27 protein-coding genes are annotated in these 20,043 nt (G+C 68.3%); 14 read left to right on the top strand and 13 right to left on the bottom strand.

All coding sequences use genetic code 11. The features are described from left to right. Positions 1 to 383 precede the first annotated feature (383 nt). Positions 384 to 578, bottom strand: coding sequence for a hypothetical protein (locus ACWDV4_RS26070; RefSeq protein WP_449983729.1), 195 nt, complete (start codon positions 576 to 578; stop codon positions 384 to 386). A gap of 351 nt (positions 579 to 929) precedes the next feature. Between ACWDV4_RS26070 and ACWDV4_RS26065 the strand changes: the two genes are divergently transcribed. Beyond that, positions 930 to 1,907, top strand: coding sequence for an alcohol dehydrogenase catalytic domain-containing protein (locus ACWDV4_RS26065; protein ID WP_449983726.1), 978 nt, complete (start codon positions 930 to 932; stop codon positions 1,905 to 1,907). Between the two features lie 52 nt (positions 1,908 to 1,959). Here ACWDV4_RS26065 and ACWDV4_RS26060 read toward each other — a convergent pair whose 3' ends face one another. Continuing rightward, on the bottom strand, positions 1,960 to 3,075 hold the full coding sequence (locus ACWDV4_RS26060) for a geranylgeranyl reductase family protein (RefSeq protein WP_449983722.1): 1,116 nt from the start codon (positions 3,073 to 3,075) through the stop codon (positions 1,960 to 1,962). Between the two features lie 204 nt (positions 3,076 to 3,279). On the opposite strand from ACWDV4_RS26060, the gene ACWDV4_RS26055 reads away from it, so the two are divergent. After that, entirely contained in the window at positions 3,280 to 3,516 is a 237-nt protein-coding gene (locus ACWDV4_RS26055; protein WP_449983720.1) for a hypothetical protein, read from the top strand. Beyond that, the gene (locus ACWDV4_RS26050) at positions 3,513 to 4,985 is read left to right on the top strand and encodes an MFS transporter (RefSeq protein WP_449983751.1); all 1,473 of its coding nucleotides are present in this window, start codon (positions 3,513 to 3,515) and stop codon (positions 4,983 to 4,985) included. The genes ACWDV4_RS26055 and ACWDV4_RS26050 overlap by 4 nt, the downstream gene beginning before the upstream one ends. A gap of 80 nt (positions 4,986 to 5,065) precedes the next feature. Here the strand turns inward: ACWDV4_RS26050 and ACWDV4_RS26045 are convergent, their stop codons facing one another. Then, positions 5,066 to 5,890, bottom strand: a complete 825-nt coding sequence (locus ACWDV4_RS26045) for a hypothetical protein (RefSeq protein ID WP_449983718.1) — start codon at positions 5,888 to 5,890, stop codon at positions 5,066 to 5,068. 313 nt (positions 5,891 to 6,203) lie between these two features. Between ACWDV4_RS26045 and gdhA the strand changes: the two genes are divergently transcribed. From gdhA to ACWDV4_RS26015, 6 genes are all read left to right on the top strand, one after another. After that, complete coding sequence (gene gdhA, locus ACWDV4_RS26040; protein WP_449983715.1) at positions 6,204 to 7,544, top strand: NADP-specific glutamate dehydrogenase; 1,341 nt, start codon at positions 6,204 to 6,206, stop codon at positions 7,542 to 7,544. A 125-nt stretch (positions 7,545 to 7,669) separates the two neighbouring features. Next, a complete protein-coding gene (locus ACWDV4_RS26035; protein ID WP_449983712.1) occupies positions 7,670 to 7,858 on the top strand; it encodes a hypothetical protein in 189 nt (62 codons plus the stop codon). Positions 7,859 to 8,030: 172 nt separating this feature from the next. Further along, positions 8,031 to 8,525, top strand: coding sequence for an Asp23/Gls24 family envelope stress response protein (locus ACWDV4_RS26030; protein WP_449983709.1), 495 nt, complete (start codon positions 8,031 to 8,033; stop codon positions 8,523 to 8,525). Next, positions 8,522 to 8,836, top strand: coding sequence for a hypothetical protein (locus tag ACWDV4_RS26025; RefSeq protein ID WP_449983706.1), 315 nt, complete (start codon positions 8,522 to 8,524; stop codon positions 8,834 to 8,836). Before ACWDV4_RS26030 ends, ACWDV4_RS26025 begins: the two co-directional genes overlap by 4 nt. Positions 8,837 to 8,841: 5 nt before the next feature. Further along, positions 8,842 to 9,366, top strand: a complete 525-nt coding sequence (locus ACWDV4_RS26020) for a hypothetical protein (protein WP_449983703.1) — start codon at positions 8,842 to 8,844, stop codon at positions 9,364 to 9,366. Continuing rightward, entirely contained in the window at positions 9,363 to 9,983 is a 621-nt protein-coding gene (locus ACWDV4_RS26015) for a hypothetical protein (protein ID WP_449983700.1), read from the top strand. Before ACWDV4_RS26020 ends, ACWDV4_RS26015 begins: the two co-directional genes overlap by 4 nt. Positions 9,984 to 10,085: 102 nt before the next feature. Here ACWDV4_RS26015 and ACWDV4_RS26010 read toward each other — a convergent pair whose 3' ends face one another. Next, positions 10,086 to 10,331: a hypothetical protein gene (locus tag ACWDV4_RS26010; protein WP_449983697.1), complete on the bottom strand. Its 246-nt coding sequence runs from the start codon at positions 10,329 to 10,331 to the stop codon at positions 10,086 to 10,088. A gap of 214 nt (positions 10,332 to 10,545) precedes the next feature. Between ACWDV4_RS26010 and ACWDV4_RS26005 the strand changes: the two genes are divergently transcribed. Then, positions 10,546 to 11,286 (top strand): YqeB family protein, encoded by a 741-nt coding sequence (locus ACWDV4_RS26005; protein ID WP_449983693.1) that lies wholly within the window; start codon positions 10,546 to 10,548, stop codon positions 11,284 to 11,286. Between the two features lie 153 nt (positions 11,287 to 11,439). Next, positions 11,440 to 11,808: an FKBP-type peptidyl-prolyl cis-trans isomerase gene (locus ACWDV4_RS26000; protein WP_449983691.1), complete on the top strand. Its 369-nt coding sequence runs from the start codon at positions 11,440 to 11,442 to the stop codon at positions 11,806 to 11,808. Positions 11,809 to 11,891: 83 nt separating this feature from the next. Here ACWDV4_RS26000 and ACWDV4_RS25995 read toward each other — a convergent pair whose 3' ends face one another. The 5 genes from ACWDV4_RS25995 to ACWDV4_RS25975 form a co-directional block, all read right to left on the bottom strand. Further along, the gene (locus ACWDV4_RS25995; protein ID WP_449983688.1) at positions 11,892 to 12,338 is read right to left on the bottom strand and encodes an STAS domain-containing protein; all 447 of its coding nucleotides are present in this window, start codon (positions 12,336 to 12,338) and stop codon (positions 11,892 to 11,894) included. 262 nt (positions 12,339 to 12,600) lie between these two features. Next, complete coding sequence (locus tag ACWDV4_RS25990) at positions 12,601 to 13,029, bottom strand: DUF2267 domain-containing protein (protein WP_184538331.1); 429 nt, start codon at positions 13,027 to 13,029, stop codon at positions 12,601 to 12,603. A 313-nt stretch (positions 13,030 to 13,342) separates the two neighbouring features. Then, positions 13,343 to 14,233, bottom strand: coding sequence for a DUF72 domain-containing protein (locus ACWDV4_RS25985; RefSeq protein ID WP_449983685.1), 891 nt, complete (start codon positions 14,231 to 14,233; stop codon positions 13,343 to 13,345). Between the two features lie 31 nt (positions 14,234 to 14,264). Beyond that, entirely contained in the window at positions 14,265 to 14,663 is a 399-nt protein-coding gene (locus ACWDV4_RS25980) for a TraR/DksA family transcriptional regulator (RefSeq protein WP_449983683.1), read from the bottom strand. Positions 14,664 to 14,805: 142 nt separating this feature from the next. Then, a complete protein-coding gene (locus ACWDV4_RS25975; protein ID WP_449983680.1) occupies positions 14,806 to 15,477 on the bottom strand; it encodes a uridine kinase in 672 nt (223 codons plus the stop codon). Between the two features lie 59 nt (positions 15,478 to 15,536). Between ACWDV4_RS25975 and ACWDV4_RS25970 the strand changes: the two genes are divergently transcribed. After that, positions 15,537 to 15,872 carry a YnfA family protein gene (locus ACWDV4_RS25970; protein ID WP_449983677.1) on the top strand — a complete coding sequence of 112 codons (336 nt, stop codon included), beginning with the start codon at positions 15,537 to 15,539 and terminating at the stop codon, positions 15,870 to 15,872. A gap of 82 nt (positions 15,873 to 15,954) precedes the next feature. Here the strand turns inward: ACWDV4_RS25970 and ACWDV4_RS25965 are convergent, their stop codons facing one another. The 4 genes from ACWDV4_RS25965 to ACWDV4_RS25950 form a co-directional block, all read right to left on the bottom strand. Next, positions 15,955 to 16,551 carry a winged helix-turn-helix domain-containing protein gene (locus ACWDV4_RS25965; protein ID WP_449983674.1) on the bottom strand — a complete coding sequence of 199 codons (597 nt, stop codon included), beginning with the start codon at positions 16,549 to 16,551 and terminating at the stop codon, positions 15,955 to 15,957. A gap of 58 nt (positions 16,552 to 16,609) precedes the next feature. Then, positions 16,610 to 17,191, bottom strand: a complete 582-nt coding sequence (locus ACWDV4_RS25960; RefSeq protein ID WP_449983671.1) for a rhodanese-like domain-containing protein — start codon at positions 17,189 to 17,191, stop codon at positions 16,610 to 16,612. Further along, positions 17,188 to 17,649, bottom strand: a complete 462-nt coding sequence (locus ACWDV4_RS25955; protein ID WP_449983668.1) for a cysteine dioxygenase — start codon at positions 17,647 to 17,649, stop codon at positions 17,188 to 17,190. Before ACWDV4_RS25955 ends, ACWDV4_RS25960 begins: the two co-directional genes overlap by 4 nt. Before the next feature lie 172 nt (positions 17,650 to 17,821). Next, the gene (locus ACWDV4_RS25950) at positions 17,822 to 18,379 is read right to left on the bottom strand and encodes a TetR/AcrR family transcriptional regulator (RefSeq protein ID WP_449983664.1); all 558 of its coding nucleotides are present in this window, start codon (positions 18,377 to 18,379) and stop codon (positions 17,822 to 17,824) included. Between the two features lie 58 nt (positions 18,380 to 18,437). On the opposite strand from ACWDV4_RS25950, the gene ACWDV4_RS25945 reads away from it, so the two are divergent. Then, positions 18,438 to 19,406, top strand: a complete 969-nt coding sequence (locus tag ACWDV4_RS25945) for a DsbA family protein (protein ID WP_449983661.1) — start codon at positions 18,438 to 18,440, stop codon at positions 19,404 to 19,406. Between the two features lie 59 nt (positions 19,407 to 19,465). Continuing rightward, positions 19,466 to 20,026 carry an MOSC domain-containing protein gene (locus tag ACWDV4_RS25940; RefSeq protein WP_449983658.1) on the top strand — a complete coding sequence of 187 codons (561 nt, stop codon included), beginning with the start codon at positions 19,466 to 19,468 and terminating at the stop codon, positions 20,024 to 20,026. The last annotated feature ends 17 nt before the right edge of the window (positions 20,027 to 20,043 follow it).

The following is a 20,043-nucleotide window of genomic DNA, read 5'->3' as shown; positions in this document are numbered from 1 at the left end:
CAAGAAGACAGCGCTACTCGGTCGTACGCGAGATATAACCACCCGCCGGCCGCCGGCATTCCACGCCAGCCCACCCACCACCAGTTGATCATGGGTGGGAAACGGACATGCAGCACCAGACAGCGCTGAAAGGGGATCAACCCTCGGCGGCTAGCGAAGCCTGCCAACCATGGCACACGAAAGATCTACGCAGAGGTATATGCCTGACGCAATCGGTCCGGGCGTCGTCGTCCCCCGTTGCACATCACGACGACGCCCGGACCGATACACCGGAATCAGCGCGTCGTTGATTCTGCCGGGTGCCCTATCGGCGGCGCGCTGTAGTTTTCCCCACAGTCCGGGTAGGGCCAGCCCCACCCGGCCCCTGACTGCGGCCGTATCCGTCAGCCGCCCGGACCGAGTCGTAGGGCCCACTCATCGGGGTTGCCGGCCGAATCCGGCCGGTCGCGTCGGGGGTCCGTCTCTGTCAACTCGACACGGTCTTCCGGGTGCACCCGGTCCGGCAACTCACCGAACCTGACATACCGCAGGAACGCCAACTCCTCGTCGGTGAACCGTTCTCTGCGCTCTCCCGTCATAACAACCTCCACGATCCGGCCGAACTGCCGGCTGCGAGCACCCCGCCGACACCTCTGCCCTCTCGCGACATCATCGTCCGACCAGATAATCGATGACACCAATCGGTCGACAAGCCGACGCATGCGCGCGCTGCAAACGGCCATCCCTGATCCGTGGCCGCGCCTGAACCCGAAGGCGACGACATCATCACGGTCACTCTGGGTAGACAGGTGCTTCGACACACCGGATGACGGGCTTCGCCGAGTCGCCGACAGCCATGGCTGCGGCACCGGTGACCGGCTTGGATTGGAGGACTGATGCGCGCCGCTCGCCTAACCGCCCCAGGAACCCTGGAATTGGTCGATGTACCTGTGCCTACGGCCGGCCCCGGCGAGGTGCTGCTCGGCGTCGGCGCAGTCGGCGCCTGTCACTCCGACCTGCACATTTTGGATGCCCCGGCCGGAGGCTTCCCCACCCCACTCACCCTCGGTCACGAGATCGCCGGACGAGTCGAGGCGCTCGGACCGGGAGTCACCGGCTGGGCACCCGGCGAGGCCGCCGCCGTCTACGGCATCATCGGCTGTGGGCACTGCCGCGCCTGTCTGCATGGTCTGGAAAACCAGTGTCGGACCGTGCCGGTGGGTGGTGTCGGGATCAGTCGGGACGGTGGGCTGGCCGACTACGTGGTGGTGCCCGCGTCTCACCTGTTGAAGATCGGTGACCTGGACATGACCCAGGCCGCGCCGCTCACGGATGCCGGGCTGACGCCGTACCACGCCATTGAACTGAGCCGCCCGTCGCTCCGGCCAGGCACCTACTGTGTGGTGATCGGTATCGGTGGTCTCGGCCACATGGCGGTACAGATCCTCGCCGCCACCACCGCGGTCACCGTCATCGCCGTGGACAGCAACGAGGAGGCACTGACGCTGGCCAGCAAGATGGGCGCGCAACACACCATACGGGCCGGCCAGGACGCGGTCGACCAGATCCGGCGGATCGTCGGACCACCACCGGATGGGGCGGACGTCGTACTGGACTTCGTCGGGGTGGACCCGACGCTGACCCTGGCCCGGTCTGTGGTCTCCGCCGGTGGCCAACTCATGCTGGTCGGGCTCGGTGGCGGCGGGCTGACCCTGCAGACCAATGCCGGACCGGTCCCGGTACCACTGGAGACCACCGCACGAATCCCGTTCTGGGGTACTCGCGCGGAACTCCAGGAAGTCATCGCCCTGGCCCAACAGGGCTTGGTCAAGGCCGAGGTCCGTACCTTCCCGCTGACCGACGTCGTCGAGGCGTACGACAAACTGCGCCGGGGCGAGATCCACGGTCGAGCGGTCCTGGTGCCCTGACCCCTGGTGCGCTGACCGGTCCTGCTGGGCCGCGCCAGATCCGCGAGGTCAGTCAGCCGAGCAGGGCCAGCGCGCCCCGCACCGGTCCGCTGGCCACCGCCCGATCGAAGGAGACATCGCCACGGCAGAACCTGGTGAACATCCGCCAGCCAGGCGGGGTGGCCAGCAACGCGTGGAAGACCTCTGGCCGTCGGGAGAATGCCTGCAACAGACGTTGACCGGCCTGCATCTCCGGAACCAGCTGCCGATGTACGGCCTGAACGTACCCGTCGAGGTCACCGCTGGCCGCTGCGGCACCCGCCAGCGCGCCGGAACGTAGCGCATAGCTGATGCCCTCACGGGTCCACGGTTCGAGTAGACCGGCAGCGTCCCCAGCGACGATGATCCGACCGTTACGTAACGGCGAGTTGCCGGTACGGCATCGGGTGAGGTGTCCCGAGTCGTGTACGGGTGACACATCGATCAACCCGAGCCGCTCCACGAAGTCCGCCAGATACTGACGAGTTCGCTCGCCCTGCCCTCGGGCGGCGATGACCCCCACCGTGAGCTGCTCCTCCTTGGGAAAAACCCAGGCGTACGACCCGGGGATGGGCCCCCAGTCGAGCAGCACCCGGCCCCGCCAGCGGGCCTGGACCGAGGCCGGCACCGGCAACTCCAGTTCCAGGCCGAGGTCTACCTGGCCGTACTCGACACCCACCTGGCGGGCACTGATCCCGGACGACCCGTCGGCACCGATCGCGAGCCGGGCGGTCACCTGGCTGCCATCGGCCAACCGAATCCGTACGCTGTCCGGGTCCTGCTCGACAGCCCGGGCTGCGGTCCGCTGCCGAACCTCGGCACCGGCTTCGACTGCCGCCTGCCGCAGCCGGTCGTCGAACTCGGGCCGCCGGACCAGGGTGAGCAACGGGGTGGGTCGGTTCTGGCGGGTGAAGGAACGCCGACCATCACGGGTGAAGGTCACCTGACCGATCTGGTCCGCTGCGGGCACCTGGATCCGGTCGGCGAGCGCGGTCAGGGAGGTGCCGATCAGGCCACCGCCGCAGGTCTTGTAGCGCGGATGCTCGGCTTTCTCCAGTACGAGGGTACGGGCCCCGGCTCGCGCGGCGGCGTATGCGGCGGAGAGGCCGGCTGGCCCACCGCCCACGACTACGACGTCCCATTCGGTCACGGAAGCAGCCTAGGCGACCGCTGCCGCTCTTGATCAGCAAGAGCCGGTCACCAGAAACAAGGGCTGGTCACCAGGAATCAGCAAGGCGGCGTCACCGGAACGGGGTGGTCCTGCTCCGATACGAGAGGAATCAAGCCGACGACAGTGGGTAACCGCCGCATCGCAGCGTGCCCGACAGCGCTGTCGGGAACTTAGGAGGTCACGATGCAACAGATCCAGCTGTCCGAGCTTGAGCAGCGGGTGTACGTCGCGGTCACCGCTCTGGAGGCGCGGGGGCAGGTGCCGTATCCGGCAGCCATCGCCCAGGAGGCCGGGATTCCGGAGGAGCAACTGGTGGCTCCTCTGCACGAGCTTGGCGTGAAGAATCTGGTCCACCGGGAGGACTCCCCGATGGCCGGGCTGGACTTCGGTCCTCGCTGGTGCGCGAGGCAGCCGGCATAGCCAGGACCGCCCGACCGGGCTCATCGGACAAGGCACTGGCCGACCGGCGCCGCTGGCAGGTGCTGGCCGTCGGTTTGGTGGTCGCGTTCATGACCCTGCTGGACGTGAGCATCGTCAACGTGGCGGTGCCGTCAATCGAGGCCGCCCTGCATGCCGGTCCCAGCGACCTACAGTGGGTGCTCTCCGGTTATGCGCTGATGTTCGGTCTGGTGCTGGTGCCCGCCGGCCGGTTCGGCGACGCCCGGGGCCGGCGGAATGTCTTCATCCTCGGCCTCGCCCTGTTCACCCTGACCAGTGCGGCAGCGGGGCTGGCCCGCTCCCCCACCTGGCTGATCGCCGCCCGACTGCTCCAAGGGGCTGCCGCCGGAATATTGAATCCGCAGGTCGCGGGCTTGATCCAGCAGCTCTTTCAGGGAGCGGAGCGAGGCCGCCCGTTCGGTTTGCTCGGTGCCACGGTCGGTATCTCGACCGCAGTCGGGCCGTTACTGGGCGGCGGATTGATCGCCCTCGACGGCACGCAGGAAGGGTGGCGCTGGGTCTTCTACGTCAACGTTCCCGTGGGGATCGTGACCATTCTCTTCGCCTGGCGGCTGATCCCGACCCAACCGAGGACGCAGCGACGACGGCAGAGCCTCGACCCCGTTGGTGTGCTCCTGCTCGGCTTCGGGGTCGTACTGCTGCTGTTGCCTCTGGTGCAGCAACGCCAGTGGCACGGTCCGCTGAAATGGTTACTCGTGCCGGCTGGGCTGGTGCTGCTCGCCAGTTTCCTGTTTTGGGAACACCGATATGCCCGGCACAGCGAGCCGTTGTTCGACCTGGCGCTGTTCCGCCGGCGTTCCTACTCGCTGGGGGCGCTCATCGCGCTGCTCTATTTCGCCGGGTTCACCGGGATCTTCTTCATCTTCACGCTCTTCCTGCAGAACGGGCTGGGCTACAGCGCGCTGCTGGCCGGGTTGGCAATCACCCCGTTCGCTCTCGGCTCAGCGGCGGCTGCCGGACTGGGCGGCCGGATCGTCGAAAGATTCGGACGTCCCCTGGTCACCACCGGCCTGGCGCTGGTCGCGATCGGGCTCGGCGCGACCGTGCTGGCGCTGCACTTCGTCCCGGGACATGGCGCCCCGTTAGCCACGGCGGGTCCGCTGCTGCTGGCTGGCCTGGGCAGTGGTCTGGTCATCACCCCGAACCAGACCCTGACCCTCTCCGAGGTCCCGGCTACACAGGGTGGCAGCGCGGCCGGGATGTTGCAGACCGGGCAGCGCATCGGGGCCGCCATCGGAATCGCCAGCACCGGCGCGGTCTTCTTCGCCACCCTGGCTACCACCGGAGAAGGTTGGTCGAGAGCCTTCCGGATGTCACTGTTCGTGGCGATCGGGTTCGTGTTGGTCGCACTCGTCGCCGCACTGGCCGACAGCTTGGCAGGCAGACACCACCGACTACGAAACCGGGCCAGCCGCGGCTCGGCCGGGTGAAGAAGATGGGAGGACGACCGGTACGGAAAGGTGGGCCGGCCGGGCCAGTGGCCGGCCCGGCCGGGGTACGAGAATCGCGATCAATCCGTCCACAGGTCGTGAACGATCTCAGCGGCCTGCTGTTCCCACTGCGCGTACGCGAACGGGTACGCCGAAACCTGTACCCGCTGCGCGGCAGCGGTCAGCGGCAGGTCCTGCCAACCAGGCACCTGCTGCAAGCCGTTGTAGAACGCCGTCGCCGAGTACTCGGGGTCGGTGATCTGTTCCACCGTGCCCCACCCGGTCGACGGGCGCTGCTGGAACAGGCCCTGGGAGTCGTGGTCGTTGAGCGCACCGAGATGGCCGTAGTTGTTCAGCTTGGATTCCTGCAACGCGGTTGCGACACCGATCACCGCGGCCCGTTCCGGCAGCCCCATCCGCTTGGCGGTACCCACGATCGACTTCGCGTTGTCCAACTGCTCCGCGGACAACGGCGTCCTCGCCTGGGTGCCCTGCGTACCGTGCGGGATCAGGCTCTCCATGCTCGGCTTGACAGTCGGCGCCGCGGAGGTCTGATGTTCTGCCGAGGTATCGGAGGCCCGGTCGGCCGAGGCACCAGATGACGTCGCAGCGGAGCGCTCACCGTCATCGGACTGCCCGCCGTTGCCAGACTGAGCCGTGTTGCCAGGCTGAGCACTGCTGGCGGGCTGAGCACTACTGGCGGGCTGCTCGCCTGAGACAGCAAGTCGGAGTGCGGCCGCCGCGCCCGGGTCGACGCCGGATGGCGCAGGGTGGATCTTCCCCGGATCGAGGACGGGTGTGGTGGCCAGGCCGCCGAGGACGGCCACACCGGCGATGGCCAGTACTGCCCGGGGGGCCTTGGTCTGCGTGATGGCCGGGAGCCATCGACTGAAGGTGGCCTTCAAGATGGTCTGCCTCTCGGTGGGGGAAGGGCGGTCCTCGGGAGGGTGAGGACCGCCGAAGACATGCCCAGACGGCCTTCGCCGCTGGGGCGTACTACGACAAACTGGCGGAGGTGACCAGGGCAGCGGACGTGGAGGATGTCCGTCCTGAACCCGAGAGGGAGCCCTGGACCCCGAGAATTGCAACAGACCCGGCCAGCCCGACATTCCAGATTTGGTCGATAGTGCGATCGCGTCGTCGCGGGAGTCGATCCCGGTTGAAGGCGATCCCGGTTGATCATCGCGGGCAACGGGCCAACCGCCTTGGAGGGCCGCCATGATGAACGACACGCTGGAAACCGTGTTCGACAACGTGGTGGGACGCAATCCCGGCGAGCTGGAGTTCCATCAGGCGGTCCGCGAGGTCCTGGAGAGCATCGGCCCGGCCCTCGGTCGACATCCGGAGTACGCCGAGGCCAGGATCATCGAGCGGATCTGCGAGCCCGAACGGCAAATCATCTTCCGGGTGCCGTGGGAGGATGATCACGGTCGAGTCCAGATCAACCGGGGCTTCCGGGTGGAATTCAACAGCGCCCTCGGCCCGTACAAGGGCGGACTGCGCTTCCACCCCTCGGTCTACCTGGGCATCGTCAAGTTCCTCGGCTTCGAGCAGATCTTCAAGAATGCGCTCACCGGCATGCCGATCGGTGGCGGCAAGGGCGGATCGGACTTCGACCCCAAGGGGCGCAGCGACCGCGAGGTGATGCGGTTCTGCCAGAGCTTCATGACGGAGTTGTACCGGCACATCGGCGAGTACACCGACGTACCGGCCGGTGACATCGGGGTCGGCGGACGCGAGATCGGCTACCTGTTCGGGCAGTACAAACGAATCACCAACCAGTACGAATCTGGCGTGCTGACCGGTAAGGGCCTCAGCTACGGCGGTGCCCAGGTCCGCCGAGAAGCCACCGGGTACGGCACGGTCTTCTTCGCCGAGGAGATGCTGCGGGCCGATGGCGACAGCCTGGACGGCAAGCGGGTGATCGTTTCGGGCTCCGGCAACGTGGCGATCTACGCGATAGAGAAGGCCCAACAGCTCGGCGGCAACGTGGTCGCCTGTTCCGACTCCTCCGGCTACCTGGTGGACGAGAAGGGCATCGACGTCGAACTGGTCAAGCAGCTGAAGGAGGTACGGCGCAGCCAGATCAGCGAGTACGCGGCGGTCCGGCCGGAGGCGCAGTTCGTAATCGGGCGCAACGTCTGGGAGGTGCCGTGCGAGATCGCCCTTCCGTGTGCCACCCAGAACGAGATCGACGCTACGGACGCCACCACGCTGGTCAGCAACGGCTGCACCATGGTGGTCGAGGGAGCGAACATGCCGACGACCCCGGAGGCCGTACGAATCTTCACGCAGGCGGGTGTGCGATTCGCCCCGGGCAAGGCTGCTAACGCCGGGGGCGTGGCGGCCAGCGCCCTGGAGATGCAACAGAACGCCACCCGGGACTCCTGGACTTTCGACTACTCCGAAGAGCGCCTGCAACAAATCATGCGGGACATCCATTCCCGCTGTTTCCGCACCGCAGCGGAGTACGGCATGCCGGGCAACTATGTGGCAGCCGCGAACATCGACGGCTTCCGTCGCGTCGCCGACGCGATGCTTGCCTTGGGCCTGATCTGAACGAGCACACCGAAACCATAAATCAGATGTGATGCACATCACACATTTCTCGGACAGGTGGGCGTTCAGCACCGCACCGACGGTGTATCCACAGGCGACCTACAGGACGCACTGCGGAGGGACTCATGACCCGACAACAGTTCGGCTTCGTGATCGGCTTCCTGATTGCGGCGCTGTGGGCATTCGTCGGTTTCGGTGCCGCAGCCGGAGCGGTGCTCGCCGGTTTGGTCGGCTGGATCGCTGTACGGGTGATCGACGGCGACATCACCGTGGGCGGGTTGGCTGACCGCGCGAGCGCGTCCAGGCGTCGCTGACCACACCCGCGACCACCATCGCACCCAGTCGACCTCTCCCACCCGACCTGGCCAGAGCGGACCGCAAGCCAGCGCCGGAACGGACCAGGATCACGGTGCCCGGCGAGTCGCGGGCCACCCCAGCCGCACGTCAACCGGCCGAAGGACGAGCGCAAGCGCGAGGAGGAAGCGGATGACCGACACCGACACCGCCGCCCGAAGCGACGGTCAGACCAGAACCCGACCGCCGCTCGGCGGACGCACCGGCCCCGGACCGGCCCGTGCCCAATTGACCACGGACGCGGGAAAGACCCGGATCGCCGACGGGGTGATCGCGAAGATCGCTGGACTCGCTGCCCGGGAGATTCCCGGTGTACAGGCCATGGGTGCCGCGACCAGCCGCCGGATCGGACAGTTACGCAACCTGGTGCCCGGTGGCGGGGACGGAGCGACCCGGCAGGGTGTCTCGGTGGAGGTGGGCGAACACGAAGCCGCGGTCGACCTGGACATCGTTACCTGGTACGGACAGAGCATCGTAGACGTCTGCGACGCCGTCCGGCGCAACGTCATCGATCAGATCCAGTCGACCACCGGGCTCAGGGTGGTCGAGGTAAACATCAACGTCGACGACGTCTACGTCGAGGGCGAGGGTGACCGGCAGCAACAGCAGGGGCAGCGGGTCCAGTGAACGATCAGCAACGGCTCGCTTCCGCCGTACGCGATGCGGTCCTCGCCGTACCGGGGGTGGCTCGACTGACCTCCGGTGGCGCGATCGAGGTCGCCACCCAGTTCTCCGGCGGCAAGGTGGTGGGGGTACGCCTCGGCGACCCCGTCGAGGTGCACGTCGCCGTGGACCGATCCCCAATCATCCCGGTGACCGAACAGGTCCGGGCAGCCGTACAGGCCGTCCTGGACCGCTCCGGCGAGCACCGTCCAGTCGAGGTGGTCGTGGACGACATCGACCCCGTCGCGTTCGCTGTCACCGTACCGAAGAGGTGATGACCATGCGGTTGTTCAACCGGCTGGCGTCGCTGCTGCTGGCCCTCGCTCTGCTGGTCGGCGGATTGTTGATCGTCGCGGAGACGATACTGGGCGCCTGGGACCGAGCACCGGCGGTGATCGACCGCGCCGGCTGGTACGACGGGCTCACCGGCACCCGGCTCGGCGACTCGCGTACCCAGGCCGTCGCCATCGGCGTGACCACGCTCGGTCTGCTGATCCTGCTCAGCCAGCTCCGCCGCTGGACCCCAGAGCGGTTGAACGTGACCCTCGGCGACGGCTGGCACCTGAACCGCCGATCGGTGGAGCGGCGGCTGGCTGGAGTGGCCGGTGAGGTGCCGGGGGTGACATCGGCGAGCGCCCGGATCCGCCGCCGGGGCCGGGGCTGGCGGCCCCGGATCCGAGTCGTCGGCGATCCGTCGGTACGCCCGGCGGTCGAACATGCAGTCCGACGGGAACTCGACCGAATCGCCGCGCCGGAGACCGAGTCGGTCGACGTCGACCTGGCCCGGGGCGGGCGGGGCCGGTGAGTAACGCCGCACACCGGGTGCTGTGGACGGCGATCGGGCTCCTGCTCGTAGCCATCGGCGGCATCGGCATCACCGCCAGCTACGGTGTCCTACCCGGCACCGACCCCGACGCACCGCTGCTCTGGTCCGGACTGCTCGACCTGTGGCGCGACACCACCCCGGCGGGCGTGGCCCTGTTGGTCATACTCGGGCTACTGCTCGCTCTGCTCGGGCTGAAACTGCTCGCTCGGCTGCTGCTTCCCCGGCCGCAGCCGGCGATGCACGAGGTGGCACTCGGCCAGCCTGATCGCTCGACCGGAGACAAGAGCGAACGGACGACTGCCTCAGGGCTGCCGGGAACCACCACGGTGCGCGGCGCGGTGCTGGCCCGTGGACTGGAACGCGACCTCGCCAGCGAACCCGAGGTACGGCGAGCGTCCGTCATCCTGACCGGGGCGGCGGCCCGGCCCGAACTGTGGATCCAGTTGCAGATCGGGCCGCGCGCCCGGCTGGCCGCCATCCGCGACCACGTCGGGGCCGCAGTGGACCGGTTCACCGCCACCTCCGGGCTGCACCCGCATCGGCTGGACGTCACCACCCGGATGGTCGGGCCCTCCAGTTCCCGGCAGGTCAGTTGACCGACGGGTGAGGGCCCCATTGACCCACGGCTGATGCCGCGCGTAGCCGGCGGGTGATGCCGCGCGCCGAACCCGACTGGCTCCGGCGCGCGGTATCACCGGTCAGTCCCAGTCGGCCTGCGGAACGGCCACCACGACCCGGTTGCCCAGGTATTCGGTCTGCGTCCAGAGGTAGTCGGCGACGCCGGTGGTCGGGTCATGCCAGTAGGAGAGGTCCTCCGGGCCGAAGGCCCAGGGGTAGGCAGCGGTCCGGCCGGTCTTGCTGTTCCAGTGCCGCAGGGTGCCGTAGTGGCTTGCGATGGTGCCGCCCCGGCAGCCGTGCCGTGCCAACGTAGATCTTTTTCGCATCGATACAGGCTAGTGCAAAAAAGCTTCACCAAGGTGCCCCGGCGTCCGCTGGTCATAGCGTCGAGCGGGTGGTCACCGGTCGAAGCGGGTGTGATCGCAGATCGAAGCGGGTCGGTGGCGTCAACTAAAGTCGACATTCGATGGTCGACCTTCGTCGGAGTGACGCCCACCTCCGGCCGTCGCGCCGGCAGCCCCGGCCGAGCAGACTGGCCGAATGACCATCGGGGCTCACGGCAGCCGCACCCCTTCCTCTCGACCACCGAGTAACGACCCCAGCGAAACAGCGGTGACCGCCCCCGGCCGGGACCGCCTGCTGATATGGGGCGGTTTCCCCATACTGGGTGCTGCTCTGGGATGGCTGCTCAAGGTCGGGGCGGGATGGGTCGCCTCGTTGCCGTGGGCACCATTTCAAGGGCCGTTCGAACTCGTGGCCTCCGCTCCCGAGCCGTACGCGACGATCGGGGCACCCGTCCTCGGCGGACTCGCCGGTCTGGTCCTGGCCTTCCTCGGCGTGCAGGAAAGCCTCACCATCACCGTCGCCAATGACCGGGTGACCCTGAAACGGGGCGACGGCGGGGTCCAAGCGGTCGACCGGAGCGCTGTCGCCGGGGTCTTCCTCGACGGCAAGCACCTCGTCCTACTCGGCCGGTCGACCGACGAGCTGGCCCGGGAGAAGAGCGATCTGGATGCTGCCCGCCTCACGAACGCGTTCCGCGCGCACGGTTATCCCTGGCTCGCCGAGGGCGACCCCTACCGGAACGACTACCGCCGCTGGGTGCCGGGGCTGCCGGAGTTGCCGGCCGGTGCCGACGCTCTGCTGAAAGCCCGGGACCGTGCCCTACGTAACGGCGAGAACCGCGATGCGGTGGAACTTCGCACCGAGTTGGCCCAGCTGGGCGTGGTCGTCCGAGACGAGGAGAAACGCCAGTACTGGCGGTTGAGTCAGCGACGATGACCCCGAGGGCCGCACCGGGTGGGTGAGACGTGCGCCCGGCGGGCCGACGCCCAGGACTTCGAGGTCGGTCCCTGCCGTGGGCCGGCAGGCGCGGATACGGCAGGATGGCCGAGGCAGTCATTGCCCACATCACTGCGTAATGAGGACCAAAGTATGGAAAAGCCCACAATCGAACTGATCGAGGGACCGCCGCCGGCCGACCTCGTCGTCGAGGACATCGTGGTCGGGGACGGCGCTACGCCGGAAGCCGGGCAACTCGTCACGGTGCACTACGTCGGGGTGTCCTTCTCCACGGGTCGGGAGTTCGACTCCTCCTGGGGCCGTGGCCAGCCGTTCAGCTTCGGGCTGGGGGGCGGCCAGGTGATCGAAGGCTGGGATCGCGGTGTGGCCGGAATGAAGATCGGCGGGCGACGCAAGCTGATCATTCCCCCGCACCTCGGCTACGGCAACCGGGGTGTCGGCAACCTGATCAAGCCGGGCGAGACCCTCGTGTTCGTCGTCGACCTGCTGGGCGTGCGCTAGTCAGACCAGTATGCGGAGCACCTGTGTCGCGGCCAGTCCGAACGCCCGGCACGGGTGCTCCGTTGTATGACTGGCTCGGAAAGTCACGAAGCAGGTCGGCCGGCGCAGACCGGATCCATCCTTACGGTCGCCGCCCGTGGGCCGGGCGGAACCGGTACGGCGGCCGGCCAGGGCCGTCGTACCGTCGAGTCGAGTGAGGCGGCATTGCCGCCAATGATCGGGATTACCCGGTTGACGCGGGTGGCGCGCAAGACCCGGCGCACGGTGGAATTCGGATTGCACAGCACGAGCTGACCGTCCCGGGCCCGACGCCGCAGATGCACCCCCACGAGCGCCCGTACCCCCGCTGCGGAAAGCAGCGTCACCCGGGACAGATCCACCCGCACCGTCGCCGGGTGGGCCGGCAGCGTCCAAAGTACGGACCGGAACTCGTCCACGTTGGCGATATCGATCTCCCCCGCCACCTGGACGACGATCATCTGATCGCTGACGTGGACCTCGATGCGAAACTCGTCTCCGCTCTCCCCCACACCTCGACCCTAGGCGTCCGCGCCAACCGCCACGACCTGCCAGCGGCTGAAATACCACTACACCTATGGCCGGTCTCGGCTCACCCGGTCTCCACCTGGAGGAGGAGACCACCCTGAGGGAACAACCCTGAGCGGTCCCGGATCAGGTGACCGAAGACAACCGACCGGCGGGAAAGAGCGATCCGACGGTACCGGACGACCCTTCCCGCCGGTCAGGAGTCCGGTGCCCGTACGCCGGCCAGCCCAGCCGAAACGGCAGGGGTTACGGAATGATCGTGATGAGATCCTTGGGTACGTTCGCCCGGATGTCGTCCCACTCCCCCTCGGTGATGTGTCGGCGGAGCGCGTTCAGCACGGTACGCACGAGGTTCTCCACGCCCCCGTCCACATCGAAAGGGAAGCCCTGCCGTACCTCGAACAGGAACTCCTCCCGGTTGAGCTTGATCGGCACCACGCTCGGATCCCAGCCCTCGAAGTAGATGCCCCGCACCAGCACCGGCAGCTGGGCGGCGAACTCCACACTCTCCTGAACCGGTAGCCGGTCCCGGAGCAGGTGCAGCACGGTCCGCAGTGCCGCGTACGACTGGGTACGGCGTTCCTTTGGCCACCCGTACGCCTGCTCGATGTCCTTGAGGATCAGATTGGTCTTGTCCACCGACGTCTCGTAGATGGACGACGACATGCTAGACATGGTTCCACCCCCATCCGGCCGGCTCGACCCGCCAATCGTCCCTGGGTGGCGGGCCCTCGCTGCCCCGTCGCGGCAGGACCTGCGCTGGGCTGACCGCGCTGGCCCCCACCGCACATGTCCTGCCCGGGCCGGATCCCCGCGGTCTGCCGGCGGCTAGCCTGGCACTGCGCCCGTGCCACCCTCGTACGTCCCGAAATGGCATCTCGGATTACCCCCGTCCCCGGGTGTCGCTGTTGACCGTGGCCGTGGTTGACGACCCAACTGTGATGTTCACCGGAGCCCGGGTGAGGTGTCCTCACCCGGGAAAGGTGAATCACGCCGATCGGGTCGCCACCGTTTCCGGCAACAGGTCGGTGAGCGTGGTGGCGTTGCGCTGGGCATTGTCCCCGGCACAGTTGTTGAACAGCACCTGCGTCTGCTCGCTCTCGTTCGCCAGCGCCCGCAGCCTCGGCGCCCACTGCGCCAACTCGCGATCCGAGTACCGGTAGCCGAACTTCTCCTGGATGTCCTTGCTGGTCCACCGGTCGCTGTGACCGTGGAACCGGACCACCGCCAGGTCGGCGGTGGCGGCCAGCACCGGAGGTACGGACGACCGGTGCCCCTGCGGCATGTCCACACAGACGTAGGGCATGTGGTGCTGGCGAAGGAAGTCCAGTGTCTCGGTGCCATTGCCGTCAGCGAACCAGGAGGCATGCCGGAACTCGATGGCCACTCGCAGCGGCCGGCAACGCTGCTGGACTTCAAGCAGATATTGCTTGTTGTCACGCCGCAGCGTGAACCACGGCGGAAACTGGAACAGCACGGCTCCGAGTTTCCCGGCCGCCACGAGTGGATCCAGTGCCGACAGAAAGCGCGTCCACACCTCCTCGTACACCTGGGGTGTCAGGTCCTTCGGATAGACGTTGCGCTTGTCGGTCACGGGTCGCAGGTCGCGGTAGAGCGCGGCCACCCGGGTCGGGTGGCCGGTCAGCAGGCTGAACGCCTTGATGTTGAAAGTGAAGTGTGGTGGGGTCCGCTGTGCCCACAACTGGGCGGTGCGCTCAGCCGGCGGGGAGTAGTAGGTCGCATCGACCTCGACGAGTGGAAACTGTCGGGCGTAGTGGGCGAGTCGTTTCTCTGCCGTGTCTACCTCCGGTGGATACCAGCCCGACTCGATCAGCGTCCGGTCGGTCCACGAGGCAGTCCCAACGGCAATCTCGCCCATTCGCCCTATCCCACGTTGGCGCAACCGCCCGTCACGCGGCCCGCCGTTCGCGAGTCTGCTGGCAGGTCACACACGAGGTGGCCGACGGGAAGATCTCCAGTCGCTCGACCGGGATCGGCTTGGTGCACCCCTCGCACCAGCCGTAGGTCCCATCGGCAAGCCGAGCCAGCGCGTGCTCGAACTGCGCGCGTCGGTCGAGGATGGTTCGCAGCAGCGACTGTGCGGTGTCCCGCTCCGCGGTCTTGGTACCGCTGTCGGCCTGGTCGTCGCCGGCAGTGTCCCCCACCTCGACCAGCCGTAGCACCTGGCTCTGGGCCACGGCCTGGTCGTACTCGGTGGTCAGCTCGTCGTAGCGCATCTGCAGGGAGAGGCGGATCTGGGCGGTTTCCGCCTGGGAACGCCCCGTGCTGATCACGTCGTTGGCGAGCATGCGTTTCCTGCCTTCCATGAGAACGTGGAACCGGTCACCGAACCGGACTGTTCGGCCAAAGGTCCGCTGTGACCCGGGCGAGTACCCACGGGCAAGGGCAGCCAAACTCGGGAAATCGTCGCCGCTGGTCGGCCGGGTCGCGTCACTGGATGTCCGCCTGGCTGTCGCTGTCGCCGCCGTTGGCCAGGACCGTTCCCACCAGGGCGGGGTGTCGCGGATCGTCCAGCCGTACCACCACGTCGGCAAAATCCGCCGGGCCGACCTCTCGGGCGTAGCGGCGATACGCCGGCAGGGTCCAGGCCTGGTCCTTCGGGGTACGCCGGGCGAGCGCGTTGTCGGACAGGACAAGGTGGATGGTCAGGTCGAAGGGAAGGCCACCGCCGAGCAGCAGCGGACCGCTGACGAGCACGACCGTCCCGGGCGGCAGGGCCACGTAGTCGGCCCGGCTGGCCCGGTCGATCTCCGCGTTCCACAGCGAGGGCAGAACCCGGCCGGTGCCCCCGGGTGCGGTCGGCTTGAACACCTCTCGCCGGAGCCCGGCCTCGTCCAGCCAGCCGACATAGAACGAGTCCGGGTTGGTACGACCGTGTTCCAGGCGTAGGGAGGCGGGACGCAGAAAGTCCGCGGCCCGGATCCGCAGCACCGGACGGCCCCGGAGCCGCAGTGGGTCGACGAGTGCGTCGGCCAGGTGGTCGGGGTCTGCGGCGAGCGCACCGTCGACCGCCACCCGGAGCCACGGGCCGGCCCGTTCGGCGGTGAGTCGGTCGGCCAGTTCCGTCAACAACAGTTCTGGCGAGATGGGACGGATCTTCACCCGTACCATGGTGCCCGGTGGTGACGGCCCGGCATCCCAGCTCCGGTACGGTCCGAAGCGTGACTGTCGCCCGTTCCCTGCTGTTGTTCGCCCTCGCGGCGCTCGCCGAGATCGGCGGCGCGTGGTTGATCTGGCAGGGCTGGCGCGAGCATCGGGGGCTGTGGTGGATCGCGGCCGGTGTCATCGCCCTGGGGGCCTACGGTTTCGTGGCGACGTTTCAGCCCGATCCGAACTTCGGCCGTATCCTGGCGGCCTACGGGGGTGTCTTCGTCGCTGGCTCGCTGCTGTGGGGGGTGGTCGTTGACAAGTTCCGCCCCGACCGCTGGGACCTCGTCGGTGCCGGCATCTGCCTGATCGGCGTCGCGGTGATCATGTACGCCCCGCGCAGTGGTTGACCCGCCCGTCGACTGACCCGCCCGTCGACTGGTTCGGGACGAGACGGGTCGGGACGCTTGTCAGCCCTCCGGCCTGGTCGGGTCAGCCCTCCGGGTCGATGCTGACCCGCACATCGTCGGCGAGACGATAGCCGACCCCGTAGACCGTGGTGACGAGCGGAGTGTCCTCCCCCATCTTGGCGCGCAGCCGACGTACGTGCACGTCGACGGTGCGAGCCACCGCGTGGTCGTACCCCCAGACATTGTTGAGCAACTGGAGTCGGGTGAACACGCGACGTGGATGCTCGGCCAGGAAGAGCAGCAGGTCGAACTCCAACCGGGTCAGTGGCACTGCCCGCCCACCCCGCAGCACCAGTCGTGAGGCGGACAGGATCCGAATGGCATCGCTGTCGATGGCGACGTCCGCCAGCGGGAACGCCATGGCTGACCCAGGCACTGTCTTCCCGGATCTGACGTCAGTCGACACGGTGACCCGTCCCTCTCCCCGGTCGACCAACTCACGGAGCAGGTCGAGCAGTCGGGCGGCGGGTTCGTCGGAAGCCTCGCCGGCGAGCAGGACATCGAAACTGACGGTCAGGACCGATGGGGTGCTCGGTGCGTCGTGGCCACGGCGGATCCGCGTCGCCCGGGCGGACCTCGCCGAGGGGGACCGATGCGAGGAGATGGCGCTGACCGACATGGCGGCCTCCTTGTGGGTGGGGTGGTAGCCCTCCGCGCAGGGTGCCGCGCGGCGAGGGTCAGGCGATCGGTTGCCGCGCGGCCGCCGGTGGCGGCGCGGGAAGTGGCGCGTAGACGTCGGTTGGCCCGAGCGCCGGCAGGCCGGCCGCTCGCCAGGCGACGAATCCGCCGACGATGTCGGTGGCCAGGTAGAGGCCGAGGTCCTGAAGGGCCGCTGCGGCCAGGGAAGAGGTGTAGCCCTCCTGGCAGAAGACGACAACCGGCAGGTCGTAGCGGTCGGCGATGGGCAGCCGGGCAACACAACGGGGATCGAACCGCCACTCCAGGACGTTACGTTCCACTATCAGCGCACCGGGAATCGAGCCACTGGCTGCGCGCTGGGCGGCCGGCCGGATGTCCACCAGGATGGCGCCATCACGGTGGGCCAGATGACCGGCTTCTGGTTCGAGCCGTCGCAGCCGGGCCCGGGCGGCAGCGAGGATCTCGTCGATGCTCCGCGCGCCGGCCGGCGGCTGCTGCCCGCCCGAACAGCCCGACCCCGGAGTGGGTGTGTTGCCTGGCATGGCCACCTCGTCCTTTCCGTTTCTCCGCTTCTCGACCCCGGTCACCAACGGCTCGGGTCGCAGTCGGTGACGACTCACCAGGCGACCCCGGCCTCGGCCACCTCGGCGACCCGGAGTTCTCCGTCAAGCAGGTAATAGCTGGTCATTCGTACCAGCGCGGGTCGGTAAACGTGGACGCTGATCGCGGGTCGTTCAGTCCGGTTCCCCACCCGGTGCACATGCCGGGGGCCGAACCGTCGCCCGTCACCAGCGGGCAGTTCGGCGGGGCGTAGTCGACCACTGGTCACAATTTCCTCGGTAAGCGTCCCGGCAGCCACCACAAACGCTCCCGCGGACCCGCCGTGATCATGTAGGTCGGTCGCCTGGCCGGGCAGCCAGGTCAGCAACCAGACCTCGTACGCGTCGGTGGTTGCGATCCGCGTGTACCACCGGTCGACCGGATCGAACCGGACCGGTGGCCAGCGGCCGGCATCCGCCGCGTGCTGGCGGGCGACCGCGAGCAGGTCCGGTGCACCCAACTCAAGAGAGACCATCATCAACCTCGCTGATCTGCCTACCGGAACCCGCCGCGACCAGCTTAGCCCATAAATCCTATCGGCTTGGTAGGCAATCTCGGATGCCGAGACAACGGGACCGACTCGGCGGCCATTCGGCCGCACCTTCTCCGGAGTTGGCCACCAGCCCCAGTCCCGCACTCACGCGACGCGGTCAGCGACAGAGCAGCCGCCAGGTCGCGAGCGAGATCTCCGCCACCGAGGGGCGATCCGGCTGGGCCACCCAGTGCGCGATGACCGCCACCAGAGCGCCGGCGAGATAGCTGGCGTGCACGTCGACTGGTACGACGTCGAGGCCGGGGGGTCGCGCACCGCCCCGGAATCGGTTCCCGAGTTCTTCGGCCAGCCGGTCCCGCAACCGAGTCGCGAACCGCGCGCTGCCCTGGGCGCCCAGCATCCGCCGATAGAGCGTCGCGTTCCGGGCCACATGCGCGAACAGGTCGACCAGCGGCTGCGGCGCCCGAGTGGCCGGGGCGTCCAGTGGACACAGGCCCGCCGCGTGCGCAACCTCGGCGACCGCCTCTTCCATGGCATCGGTCAACAACTCGTCCTGGTCCCGGTAGTGCGCGTAGATGGTGGCCCGATTGACCGAGGCACGTCGGGCGACCTCGGCCATCGTGACGGCGGTCAGGTCGCGGTCGGCCGCCAGTTCCAGCACCGCGGCACGGAGCCGGGTCCGGGTTCTCCGGGCTCGGGGATCATCGGGATTCACGAGGCGAACTATACAACACCTGTCGCTTATCCAACATGTGTTGTGTAGTGTCGGCGGCATGCGAATCGAAATCTGGGCAGACGTGGTCTGTGGCTGGGCGTACATCGGCAAGCGTCGCCTTGAGCAGGCACTGGACGGCTGGGGTGGCGACACCGTCGAGGTGGTCTGGCGGCCGTACCGGATCGACCCGACCGCCCCCGACCAGGCCGAGCCGATGGACGAGATGCTGCGGGACCCGATCGTCGACACGGCGCTGCGGCAGTGCGCGCCGGGCCTCTCCCCCGCCGAGAACCAGGTCCGGGTCTCCCAGGTGGCCGCCGCCGTCGGGCTCGGCCCCCGCTGGGGTGCCACGTGGCGGGCCAACAGCCACCACGCGCACCGGCTACTCACCCTCGCCTACGCCGAAGCCGGGGCGACGGTGCAGGACGCCGTGGCAGAGCGGCTGATGCGCGCCCACTTCATCGAGGGCCGCGACATCAGCGACCGTACGATCCTCGATCAGATAGCCGTCGACGCCGGCTTCCCCGACGGGATGCGGCTGCTGGCCGGATCGGCGGGTGAAGAACTGCTCCGCGACCAACTGCTCCAGGGCCGGGCGATGGGCGTGACGTCACCCACCTTTATGGTGGGTGACCAGCGCCTGGCCGGTGCGCAGGCACCGGAGGTCATCCGCGAATTTCTCGCCGCTGGGCACGTCGAGACCACGCTGCCGGCGGAGGTGCGCCGCCTGCGGCAGGCCGAAGCGCTCCTGGAGCGCCGCGACCCACTCGGGGCCCTCACCCTGCTGGGCCCGTTGCTGGCCGCCCACGCCGACGACCCGAACGTCCAGTTGCTCGCCGCCCGCGCCTACTTCGCCTCGGCACAACTCGGCCGAGCTGAGCAACTCCTACAGGTCCTGGTCGACCGGTCGCCGGGCGACGCCTACCTCCGGCACCTGCTCGGCCGTACCCTCCAGCGTCAGGGCCGGGCTGCGCAGGCGGCGCCACACCTGCGGCTCACGGCCGCGATGAGCCCCGAGTACGTCTGAACCACTGACCGGTCTGGCCTAGGCTCCGGCAAGCGTTGGCCGACGAGAGGAACGTTCTGATGGAACCGGTGACGGCGGCGGGACCGGTGGTAACCGCGGTGAGCAGGAGCGCGACCCACACCTTCAGTAAGCCCCGCCAGGGCAGCATCCGGCTACTGGCTGGTCTCGGGGTCGACGGGGACGCCCACCTGGGTCGGACCGTCAAGCACCGCTCGCGGGTAGCCCGGGACCCCGAGCAGCCCAATCTCCGGCAGGTGCATCTGATCCACGGTGAGCTGCATGACGAGTTGCGGGCGACCGGCTTCTCGGTCTCCCCGGGTGACATGGGGGAGAACGTCACCACCCGAGGACTCGACCTGCTTGGCCTCCCGACCGGCACCCGACTACACCTCGGGGACACCGCAGTGGTCGAGGTGACCGGGCTGCGGAACCCGTGTGCCCAGCTCAACGGTTTCCAGGCGGGTCTGCTGGCGGCGGTGCTCGGTCAGGACGTCGACGGCAACCTGGTCCGCAAGGCGGGTGTGATGGCGGTGGTGCTGCGCGGGGGCGAAGTACGGCCCGGTGATGCGATCCGGGTCGAACTCGCCCCGCCGCCACACACCCCACTCCAACCGGTCTGAACCCCGGCCCGGCCACA

It is taken from the genome of Micromonospora sp. NPDC003197, from assembly GCF_053590565.1.
Note: the sequence above shows the minus strand (reverse complement) of the source record. Positions and strands in the feature narration are given on the sequence as shown.

Bases quoted from the DNA above. Each gene is read 5' to 3' on its own strand.
- ACWDV4_RS26035 (WP_449983712.1), top strand. From the start codon at position 7,670: ATGACCCGACAACAGTTCGGCTTCGTGATCGGCTTCCTGATTGCGGCG.
- gdhA (WP_449983715.1), top strand. From the start codon at position 6,204: ATGATGAACGACACGCTGGAAACCGTGTTCGACAACGTGGTGGGACGC.
- ACWDV4_RS25945 (WP_449983661.1), top strand. From the start codon at position 18,438: ATGCGAATCGAAATCTGGGCAGACGTGGTCTGTGGCTGGGCGTACATC.
- ACWDV4_RS26070 (WP_449983729.1), bottom strand. From the start codon at position 578: ATGACGGGAGAGCGCAGAGAACGGTTCACCGACGAGGAGTTGGCGTTC.
- ACWDV4_RS26010 (WP_449983697.1), bottom strand. From the start codon at position 10,331: ATGCGAAAAAGATCTACGTTGGCACGGCACGGCTGCCGGGGCGGCACC.
- ACWDV4_RS25985 (WP_449983685.1), bottom strand. From the start codon at position 14,233: ATGGGCGAGATTGCCGTTGGGACTGCCTCGTGGACCGACCGGACGCTG.
- ACWDV4_RS25990 (WP_184538331.1), bottom strand. From the start codon at position 13,029: ATGTCTAGCATGTCGTCGTCCATCTACGAGACGTCGGTGGACAAGACC.
- ACWDV4_RS26005 (WP_449983693.1), top strand. From the start codon at position 10,546: ATGACCATCGGGGCTCACGGCAGCCGCACCCCTTCCTCTCGACCACCG.
- ACWDV4_RS26055 (WP_449983720.1), top strand. From the start codon at position 3,280: ATGCAACAGATCCAGCTGTCCGAGCTTGAGCAGCGGGTGTACGTCGCG.
- ACWDV4_RS26030 (WP_449983709.1), top strand. From the start codon at position 8,031: ATGACCGACACCGACACCGCCGCCCGAAGCGACGGTCAGACCAGAACC.
- ACWDV4_RS25980 (WP_449983683.1), bottom strand. From the start codon at position 14,663: ATGCTCGCCAACGACGTGATCAGCACGGGGCGTTCCCAGGCGGAAACC.
- ACWDV4_RS26000 (WP_449983691.1), top strand. From the start codon at position 11,440: ATGGAAAAGCCCACAATCGAACTGATCGAGGGACCGCCGCCGGCCGAC.
- ACWDV4_RS25940 (WP_449983658.1), top strand. From the start codon at position 19,466: ATGGAACCGGTGACGGCGGCGGGACCGGTGGTAACCGCGGTGAGCAGG.
- ACWDV4_RS25955 (WP_449983668.1), bottom strand. From the start codon at position 17,649: ATGATGGTCTCTCTTGAGTTGGGTGCACCGGACCTGCTCGCGGTCGCC.
- ACWDV4_RS26020 (WP_449983703.1), top strand. From the start codon at position 8,842: ATGCGGTTGTTCAACCGGCTGGCGTCGCTGCTGCTGGCCCTCGCTCTG.
- ACWDV4_RS25965 (WP_449983674.1), bottom strand. From the start codon at position 16,551: ATGTCGGTCAGCGCCATCTCCTCGCATCGGTCCCCCTCGGCGAGGTCC.